We start from the raw sequence: 21104 nt of genomic DNA on the forward strand, positions 1-21104 counted from the left end.
TGAATGGTAGGCTTGATAATCATCCATACATCTTCCTCTCAATATTTCTCATTCCCAAAGAGGTCACAATGGCGACAGCATTGAAAATCATGGCCACAACTCCACTCCCTATAAAGGGCAATTCCGTTGCTGCGTCAAACGGGTTATCTGGTTTATGCCCAAGAACTGAGCCAAAGATTACTCCCATTAGAACAATGACCAACACTGACTTCACAATATTCATCACATAGATTCTGTTAAGCATGAGCTGAATTCCCAAGATTACAACGGCATCAAACATTACTGAAAATATGGGAGTCCCAACTTCCAGTGCCAGCAACACGATATTTGGTACATCAAAGGAACCCGATACGTCATAGACGTAAGCTGCCTCGAAAGTAGCTCTGATAATGGCTAACGTCATGAAGACGACAGCAGCTACCGAGGAAAAGAAGTACGATACAATTGTTGCATATCTAAAGTAATTAAATCTCGGATCTGGATTTTGAGCCATATAATTCAAGTGTATTTTCTAGAAAATCTATATAAAATTTTCTTTTTGGTCTAAAGGTATTTTGACCACTTCAATAAAGAAATGAATTCTTTTTAGAGAATGACATTACTAATTTTAAAAGATTGAAAATGTAGTAATCTAGATTTTGAATGATCTAAAAAAGGTAAAGAGAATTAAACTTATCTGTGAATTTTGTTCTTAAAAATTGAAAACCTACACCTTATCATTGAGCTAACTTGCGTCTTATGCTCTTCTCTCAAGTTAGCTCAAAACTTTAAAGAGCGTTAAAGATATATTATCATAATGAAAAATGATTCAAGAAAACTTGTGATTCCCTGCGAGACTGCTATGAGAGATGTGATCCCAGCGATCAAGGCACTTCTAGTTAAGGAACTGGTTAACCAAGGCGAGTCTCAGTCCCGTGCAGCCTCACTCTTGGGTTTAACTCCCGCTGAAGTTAGTTACTACCTGAAGGGAAAGAGGGCTGAGGGAGAATACAAGGCGATCTTAGAGAAGGACGAGGAATTCATGGAAATGGTGAGGCATTACACAAACAAGCTTCATGAGGCCGACCAGGTGAATATTTGTCCCCTTTGTAGTCTGGCCAGAAAGAAGTTAGGGATAATGGACTACTCCTGTCCGTATGACTGGTAGTTCTTCAGGATGAATTATCAAGCTAGGACCGTTCTCTAGAATGGGGGCTACCCATATTGTTAGGTATTTAAGGAGCCTTTAACGTGAAATACACAACTAGCCGAGCTATGTCTCCGAGAATGTAGTGGTTTCCCATAATGGTTGCGGAGAATAGATTAAACTTCCCACACATAGGAAAACCTACTCCTTTAATTCAATTCCAGAACTCCCTTAACCTGATCCTCGTCGTACTCCAGCTTGAAACCCAGCTTTTTCCCTATCCTTATCATTGGATAGTTCTCGGGAAGGGTGTAAAATCTAACCCTATGGATACCCATTTTCTTTGCCCTCCTTATCAGCTCAGCGACCAGCTCAGTTCCAATACCCCCTCTCCTCTGATTGGGCTTGACCGCAACAGAGAACTCTCCGTCGTCATAGAGGGTGGCCTCTCCAACCACCTCACCGTCTATCTCTGCCAATAACGTGATATGATCCTGCCTACTGAAGAGCTGTTCTATCTCCTCGTGAGAGACCCTGTGAAATGAGAAAAAGCGCATGTACAGGTCCTCTGGAGTGAGAGACTGATATAGCCTGTAAACCCCCTCTATATCGCCTCTGGTTGCCTCCCTGATGGTCAAGGGCAAACTTATACTCTCCGACATAAGTTTATGTTTCTATACTAGAATTTAAACTCTTGCCATTCCCCCAATAGGCACTAGTCGATTGTGTGGAGCTTGAGTAAGTTAGTCCTCCCGGATTCCATCTTGGGATCCCCGGCCACGATAACCACGTTGCCCCTAATTCCCAGTTCCTTGCATTTACTCTCCAGGATTGACACTAGATCATTGAGATCGCTTGCCCCTTCCTCGAGCGGTATGGAGACAACGCCCCAACAGAGCTTGAGTCGTCTGGCTACCTTCATATCGGGGGTGAAGGCCAAGATCATGGCCCTCGGTCTCAGTCTAGAAACCCTGATGGCCGAAAGACCGCTTCTGCTGTGAACTGCTATCACGTGGGACTTGGAAAGTTCACATAATGACGAGGAGGCATAGGCAATTGCGTCATCTGGGCTTCTCATGGGCGATGGGCTGAGGGGTTTTACCTTATCCTCGGAGGAGGAGATGATCTGATCCAGGTATTGCACTGCCTCAACTGGGTACCTGCCCACCGCTGTCTCATCGCTGAGCATTATGGCGTCCACACCCTGATAGACAGAGTTGGCGATGTCGATTACCTCTGCCCTAGAGGGCAGGGGGTTACTCACCATGGACTCCAGAACCTGTGTGGCGAGAATCACTGGCTTACCCAGCTGTTTTGATATCCTGATTATCTTACGTTGAATGTAGGGCAAGTTCTCCAGGCCGATTTCCACTCCCAGATCTCCACGAGCGACCATTACACCGTCACTCTCCTCCACGATCCTGAAGAGCCTCTGCACTGCCTGCCCTTTCTCGATCTTCGAGATAACCCATGCCCTCCCGTTTATTTTCTCCTTGGCCCTCATGACGTCATTTTCGCTGAGCACAAAGGATAGGCCCACGTAATCTGCCCCTAGGGATAAGGCATCGTCCATCAACTTAAGATCATTTTCGGTCAATCCGGAGTCCAGCGTCATATCAGGAATATTGATACCCTTCCTGGAGGTGAGGGTGCCAGGGGTTAACACTACTCCCCTGACCTGGTTGGAGGAGACCTCAGTTATTCTCACCTTTATGAGTCCATCTGCCAGCAGAATTACTGAGCCCGGTTTAACACTTCTATAGAAGAGCGGTTCCTGAACCACTATTCCCTCGTCTGGAGAGAATAGAACTTCTTGGCCTAGGGACAGTTCAATCTTTCCTATATCCCCTACCCTGAGCTTAGGACCTGGAAGATCAGCAAGGATGGAGGAGTTGGGGGCCTGAGTCTTCAACAACTCGAAATACCTGGAATGAGACTCGTAATCCCCGTGGGCCAGGTTCACCCTAAAAATGTCCACCTTATCCCTGAGCTTGGGAATTAAACTCTCGGAGGAAGGGCCTAGGGTGGCGACAATCTTGGTCCTTCGTGTCATGTTATTCTTGAGAAAACCTGGTTAATATCTCTACAAGCTTCCTTTAATCCCTTCTCGCAGGCCTGCTTTAGAAGTTCCTGTTCCTTCTTCCTGTTACCTATCTTTCCATAGGCCGCGGCCAACTTCACGAGGAAGGGTGCAGGGATTTCGTTCATCTCCGTGAGTAACTTATCCAGCTGATCCTCCCTTCTTTTCTCCACAAGAGCTGAAAGGGCTATATCCACGAACTCCGAGTTCTCTCCGGCCCTCATGAAGCAGAATATCACCCTCTTGAGGTTACCGCAGGCCGTGATGTCAAATATCTTACCTATGGATTTCAGCGTTTCAACAACGTAGGCACAATCTGCAGCATCAATGACATTACAGATGACCCAGTTAGCCTCCTTTATGTTGGAGGAATTCACATGTTTCCCAATTATTTCGACTCCCTGCTTCACGTCTCCTGAGATAATCTTTTCCTTAGCTTCCATTAGGGATTTAACTAGTTCCCTGCTCTCAGTTACCATGAGTAATATACCGTACCAAGGCTTAAATGGTTATACCATAATTTTCCTTAAGGACTGTATTAGGGACTAGAGCGTAACCTTTCCACGTATCTGGAAATGTATCCAAGCTTGTTTCTCCTCCCAAGAACCAGCTCACTGGCGTAGTAACCCATAGCTGGCGCGTAGCTCCATCCCAATCTGCACGCACCAGTGGCAATAACAACGTTATCCAATTTGCCGATTATAGGGAAGCCGTCCGGTGAGCATGGCCTGAAACCCATGTTCTTGTCTATCACCTCCCCGACCTTCACCAAGCCTGAGACCTTTGAGAGAATATCCGTTCTCCATTCGCTTCCATAGTCAGCTGAAAACCCTCCTGTGATCTTGATATGATCCGAGAGTGGAGATACGGCAATTCCTTCATCAACAGTCACGAATGCACCCTTTATCTTGGAACTGCCTTTAACCCAGGCTCCGTAACCTTTGAATGAGGTTACCGGTAACCTGAGAAACTTAGTAATCCAGACTCCGTTTGCGAGGACTATGGCGTCGAATTTCTCGCCGTTGATGTTATACCCATTGAGATCTGGTGAGGCCTCCTCATTACGAAAACTCACCTTCAACTGAGCCAGTTCTCGAGTTATTCTATTCACGAACTTCTCAGTGGCAATCCTACTCAGTTCTGGAAAGAATATTCCCCCAGCAAACCCAGGAACTTCAGTTACCTCAAACTTGGGTGAAAAAGGACTACGTTTCTCCTCTTCCTCGCCCTTTTCCAGGTCCTCCTTACGCGTGTATATCTCCAGCAGACCATCGTTATAATAGTCGAAATCGTTCCTCTCTTCCGCCATTTTGGCGTAGGCCTCAAGGGAGAACCTCGCCATCTCCCTCATCATCTCCCATGCCTCCTGAGGTGGTTGCTTATTCAGGGAGGAGAGGAGCTCGACCACCCACATGGAGTTCAGTTGCCTGACTTCCGTGACTCCTCTCCTCATGAAACGTAACATCTTCACTATCATGGAGGTTGTATTAATCCTGTCAAAACGATAAGGTTCTATTAACCCTGCTGCATGAATAGAGTAGTTGCCCGGCGCAGGATCATACACAGTTACGGATGCGCCTTCCCTCGCCAGAAAGTAAGCTGTCATTAATCCAACAATACCGCCACCCACAACTCCTACCTTCATTTTAACTCCTCCAGGATTCTCCTTGCCCTCAAGGAAAGGGAAGACTCTCGTTCTGTGAGCTCTTTCAAATAAATAAGATTTTGCTCAACGTCCTCACTGGTGAGTATGCCCTTCTCCACGAGAAACTTCGCCGTTGACCACGCCATCATCCTAATTCCAGGCTTCCTGATTTTCAGGAACTCCACCAGCCTCTCCCTGTCCCTTAGACCAACTATCCCCAGGTTCACCAGTACGGGAAGAAGTTTCCAGGCCTTTTTCCTCACGGTGGGATAGTAACTCCTTAGCATCCTCCAGAAATGTTGCCTGAGTCCCACAAGCTCCTCCCTGGAAAGGAGGCCCAGTTCAATGACCTCCCTCACGTGTTGCCATGCAGTGAGTTTTATCCTGTCCGATCTTGAGGAAAAAGCCTTCTCAAGGCCCTTTACCTCCAGCTCCTTATACAGGTGGAGGTGTTTCCAGGCATCCTCCCTCACTCCCTGAACTCTGCTCCAGAGGAGGGAACGAAGGTAAAGCCTTATACCCCGGAGTTCCTGGGGCTCATCCCTCATTATCTTTTCCATTCTTTGCCATTCTAAATTCCTGGTCTCTGGATCCAAGCTCTTTAGGTTCCTAGGATTCAGCTTAACCACCTGATGCTGTCTGCACCACAGTGAGTTTTTCCCCATCCTTAACCTTTTCGTCCTCCAGTAGAGGTACTCCATCCCTGAGTACAACTGAGCCCTGAACAGTGAGCCCCAATTTCCTCACAAGGTCCCTCACTGTGGAATTGGGGTTTAACTCAACCTCCTTCTCCCTCTTCTCCCTGGGTAGGTACACGATAACCTTCATCTTCCCAGCCTAAAGGTAGGCAGAACCCCTATATTTAGCCATCACCAGTGCCCTGGAATAGCACTCGAGTGCCTGATTGGTGATGGCGTTCCATCTGAACGTGGTATCGACCTTCCTTATAGCGTTCTCCCTGATCCTGTCCCAGGACTTCTCCTTCACGCTGGAAGATACCTGGTTGAGCAATTCCCTGTCTCCTGTTTCGCTTGCCTTGGACAGGAGCAGGGCGTCCGTCAGGCTGGACCTCAAAGCTTCAATATTCTCCCTCTCAGTGAGGAATCCATTACCGTTCTGATCAGCCCTTACGTCATCAACTATCTCAGTTAAACCTCCCACGGCCGATGCCACCAGGGGCGTACCAAGTGCCATGGCCTCTATGGCGGTAATACCAAAGGGTTCCCATCTGGACGGCATTGCCATCACTGAGGCTGAATAGTGCCATAGCCTGAACATGTTTTGATCCATGGTGCTCACTGCGAGAATCCTCACGTTATCCCTAAGCTCCGACGCCCTATCCACTATGTCCTGCAGAAGTCCGTAATCGTCTGAGGGAATTCCCATGACCACCAATCGCGCGTCCGGAACCCTCTCAACAACGCCCCTAAAGGCCCTCAGTAGCAGATCAATCCCCTTCTGATAAACCAATCTACCAGCGAAAAGTACCAGCTGACCCCTTTGAAGAGGCTCGTAACTCCAGTCGTCCCTGATTCCGAGTCTACCTCTGTTGGCCCACAGCACGCTCCCTGTGGTGTAGTCTGAGGGAACAAATCTGTTGCTGGAGAGGGACGCGAATAATTTCTCCCTTATGCTAGCCCTATTGTCCGTTCCCATTGAGGAAAGTGCGTAACCCTTGACCTGATTGATGTCCCAATCCGTACCATTGTAGATCACACACGACTTGTTCTCGGCGAAACTGCCGGAGAAGGGAAGCACGTCATTGAACAGGTAATTCTTGCTCACGGTGGTGATGAGGTCCGCCTCATAAAACCCGAACCTCTCAATTTTTCCCTCGCATGAATCCCAGAGATTCCTGGTGCTGTTCAGCACGTGCTTCGAGACCATCCACACGTAGTGGGCGTAATTCTCTAGTCCGGCCCAGTCCTCTGAGGCGAAATGCCACGGTGCGCCCACCCTATTGAGAAGATGAACAGTGTAAACCAGTGGAACTATCACCCTCCTTTCCTCCAAACTCATCTTGGCCCTCACTCCAGGGAGAACCGAGTGCCAGTCATGAGCGTGAATTAGTGAAGGAATGTTCTCCAGGTTCAGAGTGGAGACGAGATGCTCAACTCCCCTGGTAAGCAGGGCGGACTTCTCCATGGCATGATCATAAACGCCCCAGGAGTCGATTATCTTTCCCGTATCGTAATCCAGCCCCTTCACGAGGATCATCTCCACCCCTTCAATCTCTCCCCTCTCGAAACCGAGCCTGAAGGGATAGTTCCCTCCATCCAAACCCCTCCTGTTTCCCGTGACTGACGTGGGTATTTCCTGGAGCTTTAACTTACTCCTGTAAATCCCGTCCAGATGCCTTCCGTGACTTGGCATTATCACTGTAACTTTCTTTCCCATCTTCGCGAGAGAGGTGCTTAGGGCATAGACTGCAGAACCTAGTCCCCCGGAACTGGTTATTCCCCTGAACTCAAATGAGATCATCCAGACACTCTCAATGGACTCCGGTATCCAGAAGGATTCCATCCTTTTCATTGTAACCACTCCTTCAGATACTTCAGGTGATCCTTGAGTGATTCGTCGCGTTTAACTATTTCCCTGAACTGGTTCTCATCCCACGCAACTCCAACCCTCTTCCCGTCCTTGTAGAAGAAGAAGGGCTCGTTCTTTATCCCCAGCTTTTCAAGTTCATCGTGAAGGAAGGAGTTGATGGCATAGAACTCGTTCAGGAACGCATCTATGGGTGAGTTATAGGCATTGAAGTAGGAGTGAACCTCTCCTGGACCTCCCCCTTCCGTGAAGAGATAGTAGTAGTTGTCGCTGGTGGTGAAGTATCTCCACGCCTTCAGGAAATCTCCTCCTAACTCCTTTGAGGTCATTTCAGACCTTCTCACTGCCTCATCGTAGGCCCATTGCATTATGTTTCCCAGCCAGCTCGTATGATCCTTCCTGATGTCGGCCCAGGATGAAGTTCCTGTAACCTCAAGGTCGTAATAGGGACTGCTCTCAACCTCCCTAGGTAGGGTCATCTCCACTCCCTCCCTGTTGAGTTCCCTGGGCAACCACCTCAGGAACTCCAAGATACCGCTCTCCTTCCAGTGATGTTCCCCAAAAGTCTCGTAATCCACGAACACCGTGACAACCTGGCCCGGCGAGGCCTTAATCCAAGAGGAATATTTCTCCGCAGTGAGTGGATATTGATCCCAGTTGGGATTGGAGAACCTGAAGGCTATGTCATCGCTCAGGGTGAAGTTCCTTGGAAGGATGGAGATTTTACCGCCCTTCCTCCTGTACACGAAGTTAGGAGACTTTCCCTTCAGTACTGACTCCTTTCCCTCCATCATGATGCCCTTGAACCCCATGCTTTCTGCCTCCTCCACCACAGCCAAGTTGGTCAGGAGCTCAGTGTTCTCGAACGTGACTGGCGTCTGTCCCAGAAGGGATCTAACGGTCTCAGCGTGAAGCCTTACCTGCTCCCTCCATTCCGTCCTGTCCTCCCACATGGAGGTAACAGAGTGATAGTAGGTCTGGGCTAGGAACTCGACCTTACCTGTGCTTGAAAGTAATTGAAGCAGGTCAAGAAAGTCCCTACCCCATCTCTCCGCCTGTTCCAGTAGAGTTCCTGACACCGAGTAGAAGAACTTCACCTCCCTTCCCTCATCCTCTCCCGCCTCTATCTCCTCAAGGATGATGTTCGTGGCGGGAATGTAACACTTGGCCCTCACCCTTTCAAATATTTCCCTATTGAGCCTGTCGTCGAAATATTTATCCTGTGGAGACCCCCTGAACCTTGGATTCCAGAACGCGTCTTTCCTGATCCTGAACGGTTGATGAACCTCAAAGCCCATTATTACCTTGCTAGTCATAATACACTTAAGTGAGATCTGATAAATAAAAGGCATGCAATGGTCTCCTGAGGATATAAAGGTTATCATTCCCATAGGGGGAGAAGCAACCAGAATGCGACCTTTAACGGTTGAAACTAGCAAGGCCACAGTGAGGTTGCTGAACAGACCACTCCTTGAGTTTCCCATCCTGGAACTGGCAAAGCAGGGAGTTAAGGAATTCATCTTCGGCGTAAAAGGGTACGTGAATTATAAGTCGCTCTTTGACACCTTCAAGGAAGGAATAGGGTTTTCAGCAAGGTACAGGATTAAACCAAGGGTCCACTTCAAGTACCAGCCCAGAGTGGACAGCGTGGGCAACGCTGACTCGGTGAGGATCAACATGGATTACTACAGAATAGACGATATCACCTTGGTAATACAGGGTGATAATCTAATCAAACTGGACCTGAAGAAGCTCGTGGACTATCACCTCTCCAAGGGGTCTTTAATGACCATTGTCCTCAAGAAGTGGGCTGACGTGAGGGAGTTCGGAGTTGCGGACCTTGGAGAGGACATGAGGATAAGGAGATTCGTTGAGAAACCAAAGGAGGGGGAGGCTCCATCCAATCTGATCAACACCGGAGTCTACGTCCTCTCTCCCAAGATTAGGGACATCTTCGCAAGCGAGGAGGTATCGGCAATGAGGGAGGAGGGAAAGATGGATTTTGGAAAGGACATAATTCCTTACCTGATCCAGAAGGGATATCCCGTTTATGGTTACGTTACGGATTCCCTCTGGTTTGACGTGGGAACTCCAGAAAGATATCTGGACGCCATGAAGGTTCTCCTCGAGAGCCTGGATGAGCATGAAATGGGCGGAAAGAGAATTGATCAGTCCAAGAGAATATTCGTCCAGGGAACTAGCCCGGACTCCATAAGAAGGAGGAACGTAATAGCCATGAAATACAGAAAGGGGAGGATGAGGATCGAGGGGAGCGTGCTAATAGGGAGACACTGCCAGATAGGGAACAATGTCTACATTGAGAACTCCACAATAGACAACTTCTCCATCCTTAAGAATAACGTGAGGGTTATTAGAAGCTCTATCATGGATAGGGCCTTCATTGGTGAGGGAGTTGTGATAGAGAACTCGGTGATAGCGAGGCACGTGGAGATCAGGGGAGGGGCAAGGATTATCGGGAGCGTGATAGGTGATGACGTTGTTATAGACGCTGACACGGAGATAGTGAACTCCAAGATATATCCACACAAGGTTATTAATGCCAACAGCAAAATTCACGATACAGTTCTGACTTGATGTCCCCATGAGATTGGCTAGCATTGGAAACGGAAAGATGCTGGTGAACTTTGATGACCACGGAAGGATTATTGACCTCTATTACCCCTACATAGGAATGGAGAATCAGACGTCCGGAATTCCAGTCAGGGTAGTACTCTGGGATGGGAAAAACGTTTACTTTGACGAGTCGTGGAAAACGGAGGTTTCATATGAGGATGGAACAAATCTCGTGGAGGTCAGGTGGACCATAGATAACCTAGGCCTGGAGATAACCTCCTATAACTTCGTTGATGTGAACGAGCCTGTAATGAACTCCATCATCAAGGTTCTATCCAGGGGTATGGAGGGCAAGATAAAGCTATTCTTCATACACGACCTGAACATTTACTCTAATCCCTTTGGGGACACGGCCCTTCTGGACCCGGTCACGTGGTCCATCATACACTACAAATCCAAGAGGTATGTGGGTATCAAGTTGATGTCCACTGAAATGAACAACATGGAGTTCTCCGCAACTAAGAGTGACCCACTAGATGACGTGAAGGATGGAAGACTTGACGGTAGCCCGATCTCCCACGGAGACGTGAAGTCAGCAGTGGGCATAGAGCTTAACCTGAGGAGCAAATCCTTTGTGAAGGCCTACTATGTGATTGGGGCTGGAAGAAACCTGGAGGAACTGAGGAGGCTCCTCACCGAGGCCAATCCGGCCAAGATAGAGAGCAACTTTGTTTCCGTGTTCCAGTTCTGGAAGAGCTGGCTCTCAAAGGGAAGCTGGACCTCCGACCACGAAAGCTGGCTGTACAACGTCAGTCTCCTCACGGTAAAGAACCACATGGACATAAATGGATCCATCATAGCTTCATCGGACTTCTCCTTTGTGAACATTTACGGGGATTCCTACCAGTACTTCTGGCCAAGGGATGGAGCCATTGCTGCCCATTCGCTGGATGTTGCGGGATATGGGGAACTGGCCATGAGACACTTCAACTTCGTGAAGGAAATAGCCAGTCCCGAAGGATATCTTCACCACAAGTATAACCCCAACAGGACCCTTGCCAGTTCATGGCATCCGTGGCTCTACAACGGTAAGAGGATCCTTCCCATCCAAGAGGATGAAACGGCGCTAGAGGTGTGGGCCATAGGAAGCCATTACAGAAGGTATAAGGACCTTGACGAGTTAACTGAGATCTACAGGAAGTTTATGAAACCTGCCCTGCAGTTCATGATGAGATATACCGAGGACGGTCTTCCCAAGCCCAGCTTTGACCTCTGGGAGGAGAGATATGGTATTCACATTTACACTGTTTCCACGGTGTATGGAGGGCTTACCATGGGGGCTGAACTGGCAAAGGGAATGGGAGACGAGAGCCTTTCAGAGGACGCCCTGGAGGTAGCCAAGACCATGAAGGAACAAGCCCTATTGAGACTCACAAATGGAAGGAGGTTCCTGAGAAGGCTGGACGAGAACTATCAGCCCGATCCCGTTGTTGACGCCAGCATGTATGCCCCGTACTTCTTCGGGATGGTGGAACCCATTCATCCCATCATGGTCTCTACGATGGAAGCCATAGAACAGAGACTGATGGTGAACGGCGGAATTGCGAGGTACGAGAACGACATGTATCAGAGGAGGAAGGCTCAACCCAATCCCTGGATAATCACCACGTTATGGGTGGCCCAGTACATGATAGACACCTCCAGGTTGGATAAGGCCAAGGACCTTCTGAACTGGGTCATGAAGAGGGCAACTCCCTCTGGTTTCCTTCCAGAGCAGGTGGATCCAGAAACTTGGGAACCAACCTCAGTTATTCCCCTCGTGTGGTCCCACGCGGAACTAATAATCACATTAAATAAATACCACAGTAAATACTAACCGCATGCTTGATCCCAGGGAGTGCGAGGACAGGGAGTGGGTAATACCCACAGGGACAGGGGGTTACTCCTCCTCCACCTTGTGCGGAATAAACTCCAGAACTTACCACGGGCTTCTGGTCATACCCCAGGATCCACCCCACAGAAGGTACATGACTCTGGCCAAGGTTGAGGACTTCGTTATAACGGATGGCCAAGAGTATCCCATGAGCACCAACCACTATCTTAATGACGTATTCTATCCCGAAGGGTATAGGTTCTTGGATCACGTGGAGAGGGGAGAGAACTTCGTCAGGTGGGAGTACCTTTTTGGGAACTCCAGGGTGGAGAGGACCCTGCAGGTGCACAGAGGTTACGATGCCATAACCCTGTCCTACACTTCCCAGAGGGGCATCTTCAGGTTATGTCCCCTAATCACGTACAGGAGCCACCATGTGGCACTGAAAACGGTTCATCCAATCTTCTCGTATAAGATCCTTCAGGACCATATTCTCCTTCTGGCTAACGGAATACCTTTCCTGAGGGTAAGGATCAGGGGAAATTATACCCTTGAAAAAACGGAGTACTGGTACTATAACTTCTTCTATCGCTTGGACTTTGAGAGGGGAACCAATTACCTAGAGGACCTGTATAATCCGTTCTGCGTTATCAGCAAGGGTAACAGGATTGATATGGACTTCTACTGGGGCGAGTTTAAGCCAGAACAAAAGATCCTTGGTTCCAAGGAAATCATGGACCTCCTTTCAAGCGCCGGAAAAAGTTTCCTGGTGAAGAGCGGGGATGATTACGCGATCATTGCTGGATATCACTGGTTTGATGAATGGGGAAGGGACACCATGATCTCCATGGAGGGAATTCTCCTCATGAACGGGCTATTCGAGCAGGCCAAGAAAATTCTTCTGAGATATTTCAATGCCCTCAACAGGGGCCTGATGCCCAACAACTTTCTTGGAAACAATGAGAGCGCCTACAAGGGTGTTGACGTCTCCCTGTGGGGAATCAACGCTGTATACAAGTATTATCAGTACACAAATGATGGGGAGTTCCTGAAGAGGGTCTTTCCCAGGATGCTTGAGGTTGTGGACTGGTACTGGAAGGGAAACGGGGTTGTGGTGAATAGGGAAAACTTGCTCTATCACGTTGGGGCACCGAGAACGTGGATGGATGCTCAATTTGATGGGGAGATAGTTACTCCCAGGGAGGGGGCGGCTGTGGAGATCAACGCTCTCTGGTACAACGCATTGATGATCATGGACCAGATATCCAAGAGACTTGGGATACACGACGATGAGTTCGTTGAGAAGGCAGAAAAGGTGAGATCGTCGTTCATGGAAAAATTTCCCTCTGAGGCCGGTCTCTACGACTACATTGGATGGGACGGTAAACCAGGAAGGGAAATAAGGCCCAATCAACTCGTCGCACTTGCCCTCCCCTACCCCGTTGTATCCAAGGATATCGCCATGAGGGTATTAGAGGTGGTAGAGATGGAACTTTTGAGACCCTACGGTTTGAGTACGCTCTCCAAGAGGGACAGGGGTTACACCCCATTTTACAGGGGTGACAGGGCCAGCAGGGACAGGGCATATCACAACGGGCCCATATGGCCGTGGCTTGTGGGGATTTACGTTGATGCTAAGCTGAACTTTGAGTACGACTCCATCAGAATCAAGAATCTGCTGAACCAATTCAGTCCTCTCCTTGGTGTAGCAGTTAAGGAAAACGGTTACGTTCCTGAACTGTTCGAGGATATCCCTCCATACAAGAAAGGAGGTTGTATTGCTCAGGCGTGGAGCGTGGCAGAACTCAACAGGGCCATAAGAAACATCATAAATTACTCGTGAGGGTAATTCGCATAACAGGTGGAAAAATCACTCTTCATTTCTTTCTCTGATCCAGGAACACCTGTAACTTGTAACCTGTCCAGACCGTTTTGCCTGGTTCGACCCATTCTATTTCCACGTCGTCCTTGCTGAGACCTATCCTTTCGGCAAGAATCTCCCTAGCCCTAGAATCGTAACTGGAATCTACCATGTTCCTCCTGGTTTCAACCCTTATCTTCAGCTTGTCCATTTCGTTACCGTAAATTATCACGTTGAACATTCCAGTGGTGTCTGGTATCTCGTTGACCGCATCCTCCACGTAGATTGGAAGCAATAACTTGCCCTTAACCTTGAACATCCACTCCACCCTTCCCGGAATGGGCTCCACAAATCGGGCATGAGTTATTCCATATGTGGGGTCAGGATCCGTGGTGAATTCATTCTTCACGTAATCGCCAAGGCTATATCTTATCAGGGGCATGGTGAAGTGGTTGAGAAGCGTGGCAATCAGCTCTCCCCTCTCACCCTGGGATGCTGGCTCATCAGTTTTGGGATCCACAATGTCGAAGATCTCCATGTCCTCCCATACCACCAGTTGGCCGTCTAGTCCAGGAACCTCAACTGCCATATGCCCGTCTGTTGTGCCCCAGACGCTTATGGCCAACTTGGCGTTTGGATGAACCTGGAACAGCTTCTTCTTTGTGTTCTCCGCAGCTGCCCCTCCATGAAGGAGGAGAACCTTAAAAGGAGACTCCCAACCCTCAGCCTTAGCCTCCTCGCCTATGAGCCTGTGGAGCCACGGGGTTGTGGCGAGAACGTCGACCTTCCAAAGCCTGAATATGAGGTTGTGCCTCGCCTTCCAAGAGAAGTAGGTCTCTCCTCCACCTGCAATGGCTGTAGCGCCACACCTCCACATCGCAGTCTCCACCACTGGGGGACCCCAGCTGTAGAAACCCGACATATTGAGGTAATTGGCGTACACCGTTGTGGGCTTTACTCCGGCAAAGGTCCAGAGGTACCTGGCCTGCGCCTCTTCGAAATAGTCAAGCTCTAAGGCACCCCAACCCTGAAAGGTCGGCAATCCAGTCGAACCTGAAGTTGCACCCACGAACCTGATCCTCTTGGCCAGTTCAGGTACCATTATGGATCCGAAGGGTGGATTGGCGGAGAGGTCCTTCCTGAGCTCGTCCTTCCTGAGAATTGGTATCCTCACCACGTCCTTCCAGTCGCGAATCTGGTCAGGGTCGAAGCCCTTGGACTTCCAGAAGTTTCTGTAGAAGGGAACGTTCTCCCATGCCCACTTCACTATCCTTTTGAGCCTGAAGGACTTTACCTTTTCCAGCTCCTCCCTCTTCATGGTCATTACTTTCCTGTTCCACAGGGTCTCAGAGGGGTTTAGGGGGTACTGTGTGTTTATGTAACCTTCCCTTCTTAACTCATCGTGAATCCTTTCATACTCCTGGAGAACTGTCATGGTTGTAGAATGTTTAAATAATTTAAAAACTTTAAGCCTTGCCGTACTGGTAAAATCCCCTGCCCGCAGTCTTCCCTGTGTATCCCTGGGATACCATCCTGACTAGGAGGGGATTGGGGGAGTAGGCCTCGTAGCCCCTTGAATGGATCTCCCTGAGCGTGTTGAGGATCCTGTCAAGCCCTAGCTCGTCTGCCATCTCCAGGAGCCCCCTGGGGAAGTTGAAGCCTAGTCTCATCACCGTGTCCACCTCCTCGGCGTTCACTATGCTGTTCTCTATGAGCCATGCACCCTCGTTCACAGCAAGGGAGATAATCCTCTCCGGGGGAACCCTGCTCTCAGCGGGTAACTGTACCTTGGTGTACTTCCCAGGAGCAGGGTATGTGTAGAATCCCTTACCTGACTTGACCCCCAGCTCCTTCCTTTCAACCCTCTCCCTGTAGCTGGAACACTTAACGTCTGAAGCTCCTCTCTCAACTATGACCTTCCACAGGTCAACCACCACGTCCAGGCCAACGTAATCTGCAAGCTCGAAGATTCCCATGGGTAGCTTCAACTTATTCCTTGCACTTGAGTCCACCTCCTCCACGGTGGCCTCACCGCTCTCCACCTCCCTGCACGCTTCCTGCAGAAGCCTGAGGAAGATCCTGTTACTTACGAATCCGGGCACCTCCACCCTCAGCCTTACGGGGGTTTTTCCCATCTTTTTGGCCAGTTCCACGGTGAAACTTGTTACCTCCTCTGAGGTGTACTTACTGGGGATAACCTCCACCAGCTTCATGAGAGGCGGTGGGTTGAAGAAATGCATCCCGATAACTTTCTCTTTTCTTGAGGTTATCTCTCCAATGTCGCTGATGGGAATGGAGCTGGTGTTTGTTGCCAGGATGGAGTCCTTGGGCACCACCCTATCCAGTTCCTGAAATACCTTCCTCTTCAGGTCCAGTATCTCTGGAACAGCCTCTATGGCGAAATCCACGTCCTTTGCCACGTCGTAGCTCACGGACATTTCAACTCTGCTCATCACCGAGTCCGGGGTTTCCCCTATTGTGCCCCTCTCATGTAATCTCTTAAGCGATTCATACATCCTTTCCTTGGCCCTGTTCAGGATATCCCACGATATGTCGATTAGCTTTACCTCCATGCCCGCCATGGCAGCGACTTCGGCTATGCCATGACCCATGGTTCCCGAACCAACAACAGCTATGCGCATACGAGTATGAAAGAGAACCAATTTAAAAGAGTGCTACTTTTACACTTTAAACATTTTAAACCCCGAAGTCTACTGTAGAATGTGAGAGCAGCAGTACTTCACGGGTATAAGGAACCGCTGTCCATTGAGGATGTGGACATTTCCCAACCCAGGGCTGGGGAAGTCAAGATTAAGGTTAAGGCCACTGGCCTCTGTCACTCCGATGTAAACGTGTTTGAGGGGAAGACTCCAGTCCCACCGCCGGTTGTAGCAGGCCACGAGATCTCCGGAGTGGTGGAGGAGGTGGGACCTGGAGTGACCAGGGTTAAACCTGGGGATAGGGTTATCTCAGCGTTCATTCACCCCTGTGGCAAATGTGGTAACTGTGTGGCGGGTAAGGAGAACCTGTGTGAGACTTTCTCTCAGGTCAGGCTCAAGGGAGTTATGCCAGATGGAACCTCGAGACTCTCCAAGGACGGAAAGGAGATAAGGACTTTTCTGGGAGGAGGTTTCGCCGAGTATGCCATCGTTGGAGAGAACGCACTAACCAGGGTCCCAGAGGATATGGATCTGGAAAAGGTTGCCGTCCTTGGTTGTGCTGGCTTGACAGGTTACGGTGCAATATCTTCCTCGAGGATTGAACCCGGAGACACTGTGGCAGTGATAGGGGTGGGAGGAGTGGGTCTATCCACAATCCAGCTCCTCAGGGCCTCGGGGGCTGGAAGGATAATTGCCGTGGGAACAAAGAAATGGAAGCTTGAGAGGGCCATGGAGCTGGGCGCCACTGACGTGGTCAACTCTAAGGAAACTGATCCTGTAAAGGCGATAAAGGAAATGACCGGGGGAGGTCCCCAGGTCGTGATAGAAGCTGGAGGAAATGAGGACACGATCCATATGGCTCTTGACTCTGTTAGAATAGGAGGTAAGGTAGTCCTGGTGGGGTTACCTCCGGCCACAGCAATGATCCCCATTAAGGTGGCCTCCATTGTTAGGGGAGGCATAGAAGTCGTGGGTAACTATGGGGGAAGACCTAGGGTGGACATGCCGAAGCTTCTGGAACTGGTAAGACAGGGAAGATACGATCCCTCCAGGCTTGTGACAGGGAGATTCAGGTTAGAGGAGATAAATGAGGCAGTGAAGATGCTGGAGGAAGGGGAGGCCATAAGAAGTCTCATAGTACCTTGATTTCACGTTTCTTTTCACACGCTTTATCTTTATTCGACCTAACAAGGACGGCACGGTCACCAGATAGTCAGGTCTGTAGCGATCAGACCTAGACTTCTGGCAACATCCCTAAGCGACACGACACCAATAACCCTGTTGCCCTCCTTCACTACCAAATGCCTTATCCCCTTGCCCACCATGAGAATTGCTGCTTCCCCAACTTCAGTTCCAGCATCTGCAGTTACCAAGTTCGTGCTCATAACTTCCTTTACCTTAGTGGTCAGGGGAAGATCTGAGGCTATGGCATAAACTATGTCCCTTTCCGAGATAATCCCTTTGGGTTCTCCTCCCTCAACAACCAGAAGGGACCCCACTATCTCCTTTTTCATGAGCTTGGCAGCATGAACCAGATCCGAGTTGGGGTCTATGGTTACTGGTTCCCTTCCGATTAGTTCTTTCACAATCATTAAGTAGTATATCGTCGCGAAGGATAATAAAGTTCCCAATTCTCCGCGGTATATCTGCATGCCTTCACAAGACTAGATTCCAGATTCGAATATCGAATGAAAACCCCGGGGATATACTCCGATTAAAAACCAGCTATTTTTTAAGTTATTTAAATGTATTTAAAGTGATGAAAGCTGTCGTAGTGAAAGGACACAAACAGGGTTATGAAGTCAGGGATGTTCAGGACCCGAGACCTGGCGGAGGCGAGGTAGTGATCAGGGTGAGAAGGGCGGCCCTCTGTTACAGGGACCTGCTCCAGCTACAGGGGTTCTACCCTAGAATGAAATATCCTGTGATTCTGGGCCATGAGGTAGTTGGAGAGATCGTGGAGGTTGGACAAGGAGTGAACAACTTCTCTCCCGGGGATAGGGTGATCTCCCTTCTCTATGCGCCTGACGGGACCTGTCACTATTGCAGAGAGGGAGAGGAGGCCTATTGCCACTCCAGGCTCGGATACTCAGAGGAACTGGACGGTTTCTTCGCAGAGATGGCAAAGGTGAAGGTGACCAGCCTCGTCAAGGTCCCAGCGGATGCCTCGGATGAGGGAGCTGTAATGGTCCCATGCGTTACCGGGATGGTGTACAGGGGATTAAGGAGAGCAAACCTGAGAGAGGGAGAGACCGTGCTGGTAACGGGGGCGAGTGGTGGAGTGGGAATACATGCGTTACAGGTGGCAAAGGCCATGGGAGCGAGGGTCGTGGGAGTGACAACCTCAGAGGAGAAAGCGTCAATTGTGGGAAAATACGCTGACAGGGTTATAGTTGGATCAAAGTTCTCAGAGGAGGCCAAGAAGGAGGACATAAACGTGGTAATTGACACTGTGGGAACACCCACCTTTGATGAAAGTCTGAAATCCCTCTGGATGGGAGGCAGAATAGTGCAGATAGGTAACGTGGACCCCACACAGTCCTATCAACTCAGACTGGGTTACACGATTCTTAAGGACATTGCCATAATTGGACACGCTTCGGCAACTAAGAGAGACGCGGAAGGAGCCCTGAAATTAACCGCAGAGGGGAAGATAAGGCCAGTGGTTGCGGGGACTGTTAGCCTTCAGGAAATAGATAAGGGATACGAAATGCTCAAGGATAAGCACAAGGTGGGGAAAGTGCTTCTCAGTCCCTGAGACCCAGGCATCAGGTTTTGATGGGATTGTGCCCTTGGGACGCTGGAATGGGGGTTTAACCGAGCCTTTCTAACGTACCCCTCGAACATGAATGTTTACGACTGGAATCAGGAAATAAAGAGGAACTCAACAGGTCCCTACCTGGGGGAACCCTCCTGATCCTGCTCTTTAACAAATTTTTCCAGGTTATTCTTTAGTTTCTCATTGATATCTATAATCTCACGGTTCTCCACGAAGTACTTATTTATCAGTCCGTACACCTGCGTTATAACTTTGATGATGTCATTCTTCACCTGTTCCTTATCCTTATAGGGAGAGAAATCCGGATCGAAACCGTTATACTGGTAATCGTGAAGATCCGGCGTTATCTCTATTTAACAAATATACATCAATTCCGATCTTCTCAAAGTACATTCCCAGAGATTTTAGTGAGTGAGTGGGTGCTGTATATCCTTTCTTTTTATCCATTCTTTCTCGTTTTCTTGTTTAGCCATTTCAACTAGGTTATCTCTGAATTTAACCACTAAGGCTGAGATTAATGATTTTACTGCTACAAACGCCTTTCCGGCGCCATTTCTGGTGTGTCCTCCCTGAAAGAGATCTATGGCTAAAAGAGAATCTGCTAACGCTTCAATAACCCTAGCATAAATATAGTCTTCATCAACATTAACTAAGTCCTTTTCCACAATCGAAATTAACGTTAGAGCGCATAAAAACTTGTTAACATATCAGCAGGTTATATCCATAGAGACATAGAAGAATGTTCCTCCAAGAACTTAAGTAAAGGGTTTTGTAGAAATTAAAGATTGCAATGTGCACCACATCCTTTTGCGAGGAGTGAGAGGCACCTATGATAGAATGAACAAGTGAAATGGAGGAGAGAAGTTTATGGAAGGGCCTACCTTGGTTTGTTATATATTTCACGTTAAAGGATCCGAGTGTGTCCAACAATTTATCTCACCTGCCACAATTGCAACAGGTTGTAGACGGTGAAGTAGGTGGAGAACCACTTCCTCAGGCTCCACTTGCTGGAGTTCCACGGGAAGTGGAAGTCCATCCCTGACAACCTGTGCTTCACAGTCCTGAAGACCTGTTCAACCCTGTTCCTCACCCCGAAGGTAATGTGCTCGTGTTCTACCCCTGCCATGGAGAGGAAGTTGTACGCGGGTAGGCCGTCGTGGACATATCTGGCCTTAAGCACCTCGCCCCTCACCCTCAGCTCAACCTCCCTCACTCCCCCTACCAGGATTAGCACGTCCAGACCTGACCTGGCCTCGGTGACCATGAAGAAGGGTATAACGCCCGTGTTGAGGTCCCTCACGACCCACAGGTAGTACACCACGCCCTTAACCAGGATTACCTTGGTCTCGTCCACGGCGTACTCCCCTGACACAGGCACGTCAACTCTCGCGCTTGACAATCTCCTCCAGTAGTAGTGAACCGTGCTCCTGGGTAACCTGAACCTCCTGAGCGAGTGGCCCAGGTAGTAACCAGCAAGGGCCCTCGCCACCTCCTCCAGGGAGTGGAACCTGGGCTCAAGGTTATTAACCCTGAGAAGGTAACACATTATCTGGGTCAGGACGGGGAGAGACGCGATCTTCACGCTCTCACCCAGAATCAACCCGTCCTGGCCCAACTTAAATTTTGTCTATTATAGCAATATTGTTGGACACACTCGGATCCTTAAATACACAACAATATGGGGTAGCCCCCATATGGAAAGAGCTCATGAGGTTAAGGTCTACAAAGTTAACCATGTGGCATCTCATGAAGGGGTGAGATGAATTACTGAAAGCATTCCCTCCATCAAGATTTAAAACTACCTCTTGTCAGTTTACGTGTTGTCACCTGATATAAAAACCGGTCATTATAAAACAAGGCTTATAATCTAGTATCATGCTAGAGCAGTGGGGATGGCGTCCCCCAGGGCTAGTTCCCGAACCGCCTGAAGCATGAAGGCTGATGACGCCTATCTCTTGC

Annotated in this window: 20 protein-coding genes and 1 riboswitch; of the genes, 6 read left to right on the forward strand and 14 right to left on the reverse strand. The window is 49.1% G+C overall.

Annotation, left to right across the window (positions count from 1 at the left end; genetic code table 11):
• Window positions 1-19: 19 nt before the first annotated feature.
• Window positions 20-493 (reverse strand): hypothetical protein, encoded by a 474-nt coding sequence (locus QVC96_RS11385; protein ID WP_287689317.1) that lies wholly within the window; start codon window positions 491-493, stop codon window positions 20-22.
• A gap of 303 nt (window positions 494-796) precedes the next feature.
• Here QVC96_RS11385 and QVC96_RS11390 point away from each other — a divergent pair, with 303 nt between their 5' ends.
• On the forward strand, window positions 797-1147 hold the full coding sequence (locus tag QVC96_RS11390; protein WP_287689318.1) for a transcriptional regulator: 351 nt from the start codon (window positions 797-799) through the stop codon (window positions 1145-1147).
• A 188-nt stretch (window positions 1148-1335) separates the two neighbouring features.
• On the opposite strand, the gene QVC96_RS11395 is transcribed toward QVC96_RS11390, so the two are convergent.
• Genes QVC96_RS11395 through QVC96_RS11430 form a run of 8 tightly spaced genes read right to left on the reverse strand, consistent with a single transcriptional unit; the run spans window position 1336 to window position 8714 of the window.
• Complete coding sequence (locus QVC96_RS11395) at window positions 1336-1788, reverse strand: GNAT family N-acetyltransferase (RefSeq protein ID WP_238025309.1); 453 nt, start codon at window positions 1786-1788, stop codon at window positions 1336-1338.
• A 53-nt stretch (window positions 1789-1841) separates the two neighbouring features.
• Window positions 1842-3179: a pyruvate kinase gene (gene pyk / locus QVC96_RS11400; RefSeq protein ID WP_238025308.1), complete on the reverse strand. Its 1338-nt coding sequence runs from the start codon at window positions 3177-3179 to the stop codon at window positions 1842-1844.
• The gene (locus QVC96_RS11405; RefSeq protein ID WP_287689319.1) at window positions 3176-3685 is read right to left on the reverse strand and encodes a DUF1955 domain-containing protein; all 510 of its coding nucleotides are present in this window, start codon (window positions 3683-3685) and stop codon (window positions 3176-3178) included. The genes pyk and QVC96_RS11405 overlap by 4 nt, the downstream gene beginning before the upstream one ends.
• 59 nt (window positions 3686-3744) lie before the next feature.
• Complete coding sequence (locus tag QVC96_RS11410) at window positions 3745-4851, reverse strand: NAD(P)/FAD-dependent oxidoreductase (RefSeq protein ID WP_287689320.1); 1107 nt, start codon at window positions 4849-4851, stop codon at window positions 3745-3747.
• Window positions 4848-5516 (reverse strand): hypothetical protein, encoded by a 669-nt coding sequence (locus QVC96_RS11415; RefSeq protein WP_287689321.1) that lies wholly within the window; start codon window positions 5514-5516, stop codon window positions 4848-4850. The genes QVC96_RS11410 and QVC96_RS11415 overlap by 4 nt, the downstream gene beginning before the upstream one ends.
• Window positions 5473-5679 (reverse strand): MoaD/ThiS family protein, encoded by a 207-nt coding sequence (locus tag QVC96_RS11420; protein ID WP_238025304.1) that lies wholly within the window; start codon window positions 5677-5679, stop codon window positions 5473-5475. Before QVC96_RS11420 ends, QVC96_RS11415 begins: the two co-directional genes overlap by 44 nt.
• 9 nt (window positions 5680-5688) lie before the next feature.
• Window positions 5689-7383, reverse strand: coding sequence for a glycosyltransferase (locus QVC96_RS11425; RefSeq protein ID WP_287689322.1), 1695 nt, complete (start codon window positions 7381-7383; stop codon window positions 5689-5691).
• On the reverse strand, window positions 7380-8714 hold the full coding sequence (locus tag QVC96_RS11430) for a glycoside hydrolase family 57 protein (RefSeq protein WP_287689323.1): 1335 nt from the start codon (window positions 8712-8714) through the stop codon (window positions 7380-7382). The genes QVC96_RS11425 and QVC96_RS11430 overlap by 4 nt, the downstream gene beginning before the upstream one ends.
• 34 nt (window positions 8715-8748) lie before the next feature.
• Here QVC96_RS11430 and QVC96_RS11435 point away from each other — a divergent pair, with 34 nt between their 5' ends.
• Genes QVC96_RS11435 through QVC96_RS11445 form a run of 3 tightly spaced genes read left to right on the forward strand, consistent with a single transcriptional unit; the run spans window position 8749 to window position 13688 of the window.
• Window positions 8749-9993, forward strand: a complete 1245-nt coding sequence (locus tag QVC96_RS11435) for an NDP-sugar synthase (protein ID WP_287689324.1) — start codon at window positions 8749-8751, stop codon at window positions 9991-9993.
• 7 nt (window positions 9994-10000) lie between these two features.
• Complete coding sequence (locus QVC96_RS11440) at window positions 10001-11848, forward strand: glycoside hydrolase family 15 protein (RefSeq protein WP_287689325.1); 1848 nt, start codon at window positions 10001-10003, stop codon at window positions 11846-11848.
• Between the two features lie 4 nt (window positions 11849-11852).
• A complete protein-coding gene (locus QVC96_RS11445; protein WP_287689326.1) occupies window positions 11853-13688 on the forward strand; it encodes an amylo-alpha-1,6-glucosidase in 1836 nt (611 codons plus the stop codon).
• A 34-nt stretch (window positions 13689-13722) separates the two neighbouring features.
• On the opposite strand, the gene QVC96_RS11450 is transcribed toward QVC96_RS11445, so the two are convergent.
• Both QVC96_RS11450 and QVC96_RS11455 read right to left on the reverse strand, forming a co-directional pair.
• Window positions 13723-15141: a phenylacetate--CoA ligase family protein gene (locus tag QVC96_RS11450; RefSeq protein WP_238025298.1), complete on the reverse strand. Its 1419-nt coding sequence runs from the start codon at window positions 15139-15141 to the stop codon at window positions 13723-13725.
• A gap of 31 nt (window positions 15142-15172) precedes the next feature.
• A complete protein-coding gene (locus QVC96_RS11455; protein ID WP_287689327.1) occupies window positions 15173-16348 on the reverse strand; it encodes a 3-hydroxyacyl-CoA dehydrogenase in 1176 nt (391 codons plus the stop codon).
• Window positions 16349-16429: 81 nt separating this feature from the next.
• On the opposite strand from QVC96_RS11455, the gene QVC96_RS11460 reads away from it, so the two are divergent.
• Window positions 16430-17512 carry a succinate-semialdehyde dehydrogenase gene (locus tag QVC96_RS11460; RefSeq protein ID WP_238025296.1) on the forward strand — a complete coding sequence of 361 codons (1083 nt, stop codon included), beginning with the start codon at window positions 16430-16432 and terminating at the stop codon, window positions 17510-17512.
• A 56-nt stretch (window positions 17513-17568) separates the two neighbouring features.
• Here the strand turns inward: QVC96_RS11460 and QVC96_RS11465 are convergent, their stop codons facing one another.
• Window positions 17569-17958 carry a CBS domain-containing protein gene (locus QVC96_RS11465; protein WP_238025295.1) on the reverse strand — a complete coding sequence of 130 codons (390 nt, stop codon included), beginning with the start codon at window positions 17956-17958 and terminating at the stop codon, window positions 17569-17571.
• A 167-nt stretch (window positions 17959-18125) separates the two neighbouring features.
• Between QVC96_RS11465 and QVC96_RS11470 the strand changes: the two genes are divergently transcribed.
• Window positions 18126-19124 (forward strand): acryloyl-coenzyme A reductase, encoded by a 999-nt coding sequence (locus tag QVC96_RS11470; protein ID WP_287689328.1) that lies wholly within the window; start codon window positions 18126-18128, stop codon window positions 19122-19124.
• A 425-nt stretch (window positions 19125-19549) separates the two neighbouring features.
• On the opposite strand, the gene QVC96_RS11475 is transcribed toward QVC96_RS11470, so the two are convergent.
• The gene (locus QVC96_RS11475) at window positions 19550-19810 is read right to left on the reverse strand and encodes a PaREP1 family protein (RefSeq protein ID WP_287689329.1); all 261 of its coding nucleotides are present in this window, start codon (window positions 19808-19810) and stop codon (window positions 19550-19552) included.
• Between the two features lie 266 nt (window positions 19811-20076).
• Complete coding sequence (locus tag QVC96_RS11480; protein WP_287690472.1) at window positions 20077-20691, reverse strand: IS6 family transposase; 615 nt, start codon at window positions 20689-20691, stop codon at window positions 20077-20079.
• Between the two features lie 333 nt (window positions 20692-21024).
• Window positions 21025-21103: riboswitch (Fluoride riboswitch) on the forward strand.
• Window position 21104: the final 1 nt, after the last annotated feature.

Source organism: Metallosphaera javensis (ex Sakai et al. 2022) (assembly GCA_021654415.1).
In the GTDB taxonomy this organism is placed as follows: Archaea; Thermoproteota; Thermoprotei_A; order Sulfolobales; family Sulfolobaceae; genus Metallosphaera; species Metallosphaera javensis.

What these genes read in the sequence shown, in the direction of transcription:
- QVC96_RS11390 (WP_287689318.1), top strand. Translation starts at nt 797, where the DNA reads ATGAAAAATGATTCAAGAAAACTTGTGATTCCCTGCGAGACTGCTATG.
- QVC96_RS11450 (WP_238025298.1), bottom strand. Translation starts at nt 15,141, where the DNA reads ATGACAGTTCTCCAGGAGTATGAAAGGATTCACGATGAGTTAAGAAGG.
- QVC96_RS11405 (WP_287689319.1), bottom strand. Translation starts at nt 3,685, where the DNA reads ATGGTAACTGAGAGCAGGGAACTAGTTAAATCCCTAATGGAAGCTAAG.
- QVC96_RS11480 (WP_287690472.1), bottom strand. Translation starts at nt 20,691, where the DNA reads ATGTGTTACCTTCTCAGGGTTAATAACCTTGAGCCCAGGTTCCACTCC.
- QVC96_RS11395 (WP_238025309.1), bottom strand. Translation starts at nt 1,788, where the DNA reads ATGTCGGAGAGTATAAGTTTGCCCTTGACCATCAGGGAGGCAACCAGA.
- QVC96_RS11440 (WP_287689325.1), top strand. Translation starts at nt 10,001, where the DNA reads ATGAGATTGGCTAGCATTGGAAACGGAAAGATGCTGGTGAACTTTGAT.
- QVC96_RS11425 (WP_287689322.1), bottom strand. Translation starts at nt 7,383, where the DNA reads ATGAAAAGGATGGAATCCTTCTGGATACCGGAGTCCATTGAGAGTGTC.
- QVC96_RS11445 (WP_287689326.1), top strand. Translation starts at nt 11,853, where the DNA reads ATGCTTGATCCCAGGGAGTGCGAGGACAGGGAGTGGGTAATACCCACA.
- QVC96_RS11455 (WP_287689327.1), bottom strand. Translation starts at nt 16,348, where the DNA reads ATGCGCATAGCTGTTGTTGGTTCGGGAACCATGGGTCATGGCATAGCC.
- QVC96_RS11415 (WP_287689321.1), bottom strand. Translation starts at nt 5,516, where the DNA reads ATGGGGAAAAACTCACTGTGGTGCAGACAGCATCAGGTGGTTAAGCTG.
- QVC96_RS11465 (WP_238025295.1), bottom strand. Translation starts at nt 17,958, where the DNA reads ATGATTGTGAAAGAACTAATCGGAAGGGAACCAGTAACCATAGACCCC.
- QVC96_RS11430 (WP_287689323.1), bottom strand. Translation starts at nt 8,714, where the DNA reads ATGACTAGCAAGGTAATAATGGGCTTTGAGGTTCATCAACCGTTCAGG.
- pyk (WP_238025308.1), bottom strand. Translation starts at nt 3,179, where the DNA reads ATGACACGAAGGACCAAGATTGTCGCCACCCTAGGCCCTTCCTCCGAG.
- QVC96_RS11385 (WP_287689317.1), bottom strand. Translation starts at nt 493, where the DNA reads ATGGCTCAAAATCCAGATCCGAGATTTAATTACTTTAGATATGCAACA.
- QVC96_RS11435 (WP_287689324.1), top strand. Translation starts at nt 8,749, where the DNA reads ATGCAATGGTCTCCTGAGGATATAAAGGTTATCATTCCCATAGGGGGA.
- QVC96_RS11410 (WP_287689320.1), bottom strand. Translation starts at nt 4,851, where the DNA reads ATGAAGGTAGGAGTTGTGGGTGGCGGTATTGTTGGATTAATGACAGCT.
- QVC96_RS11470 (WP_287689328.1), top strand. Translation starts at nt 18,126, where the DNA reads ATGAAAGCTGTCGTAGTGAAAGGACACAAACAGGGTTATGAAGTCAGG.
- QVC96_RS11420 (WP_238025304.1), bottom strand. Translation starts at nt 5,679, where the DNA reads ATGAAGGTTATCGTGTACCTACCCAGGGAGAAGAGGGAGAAGGAGGTT.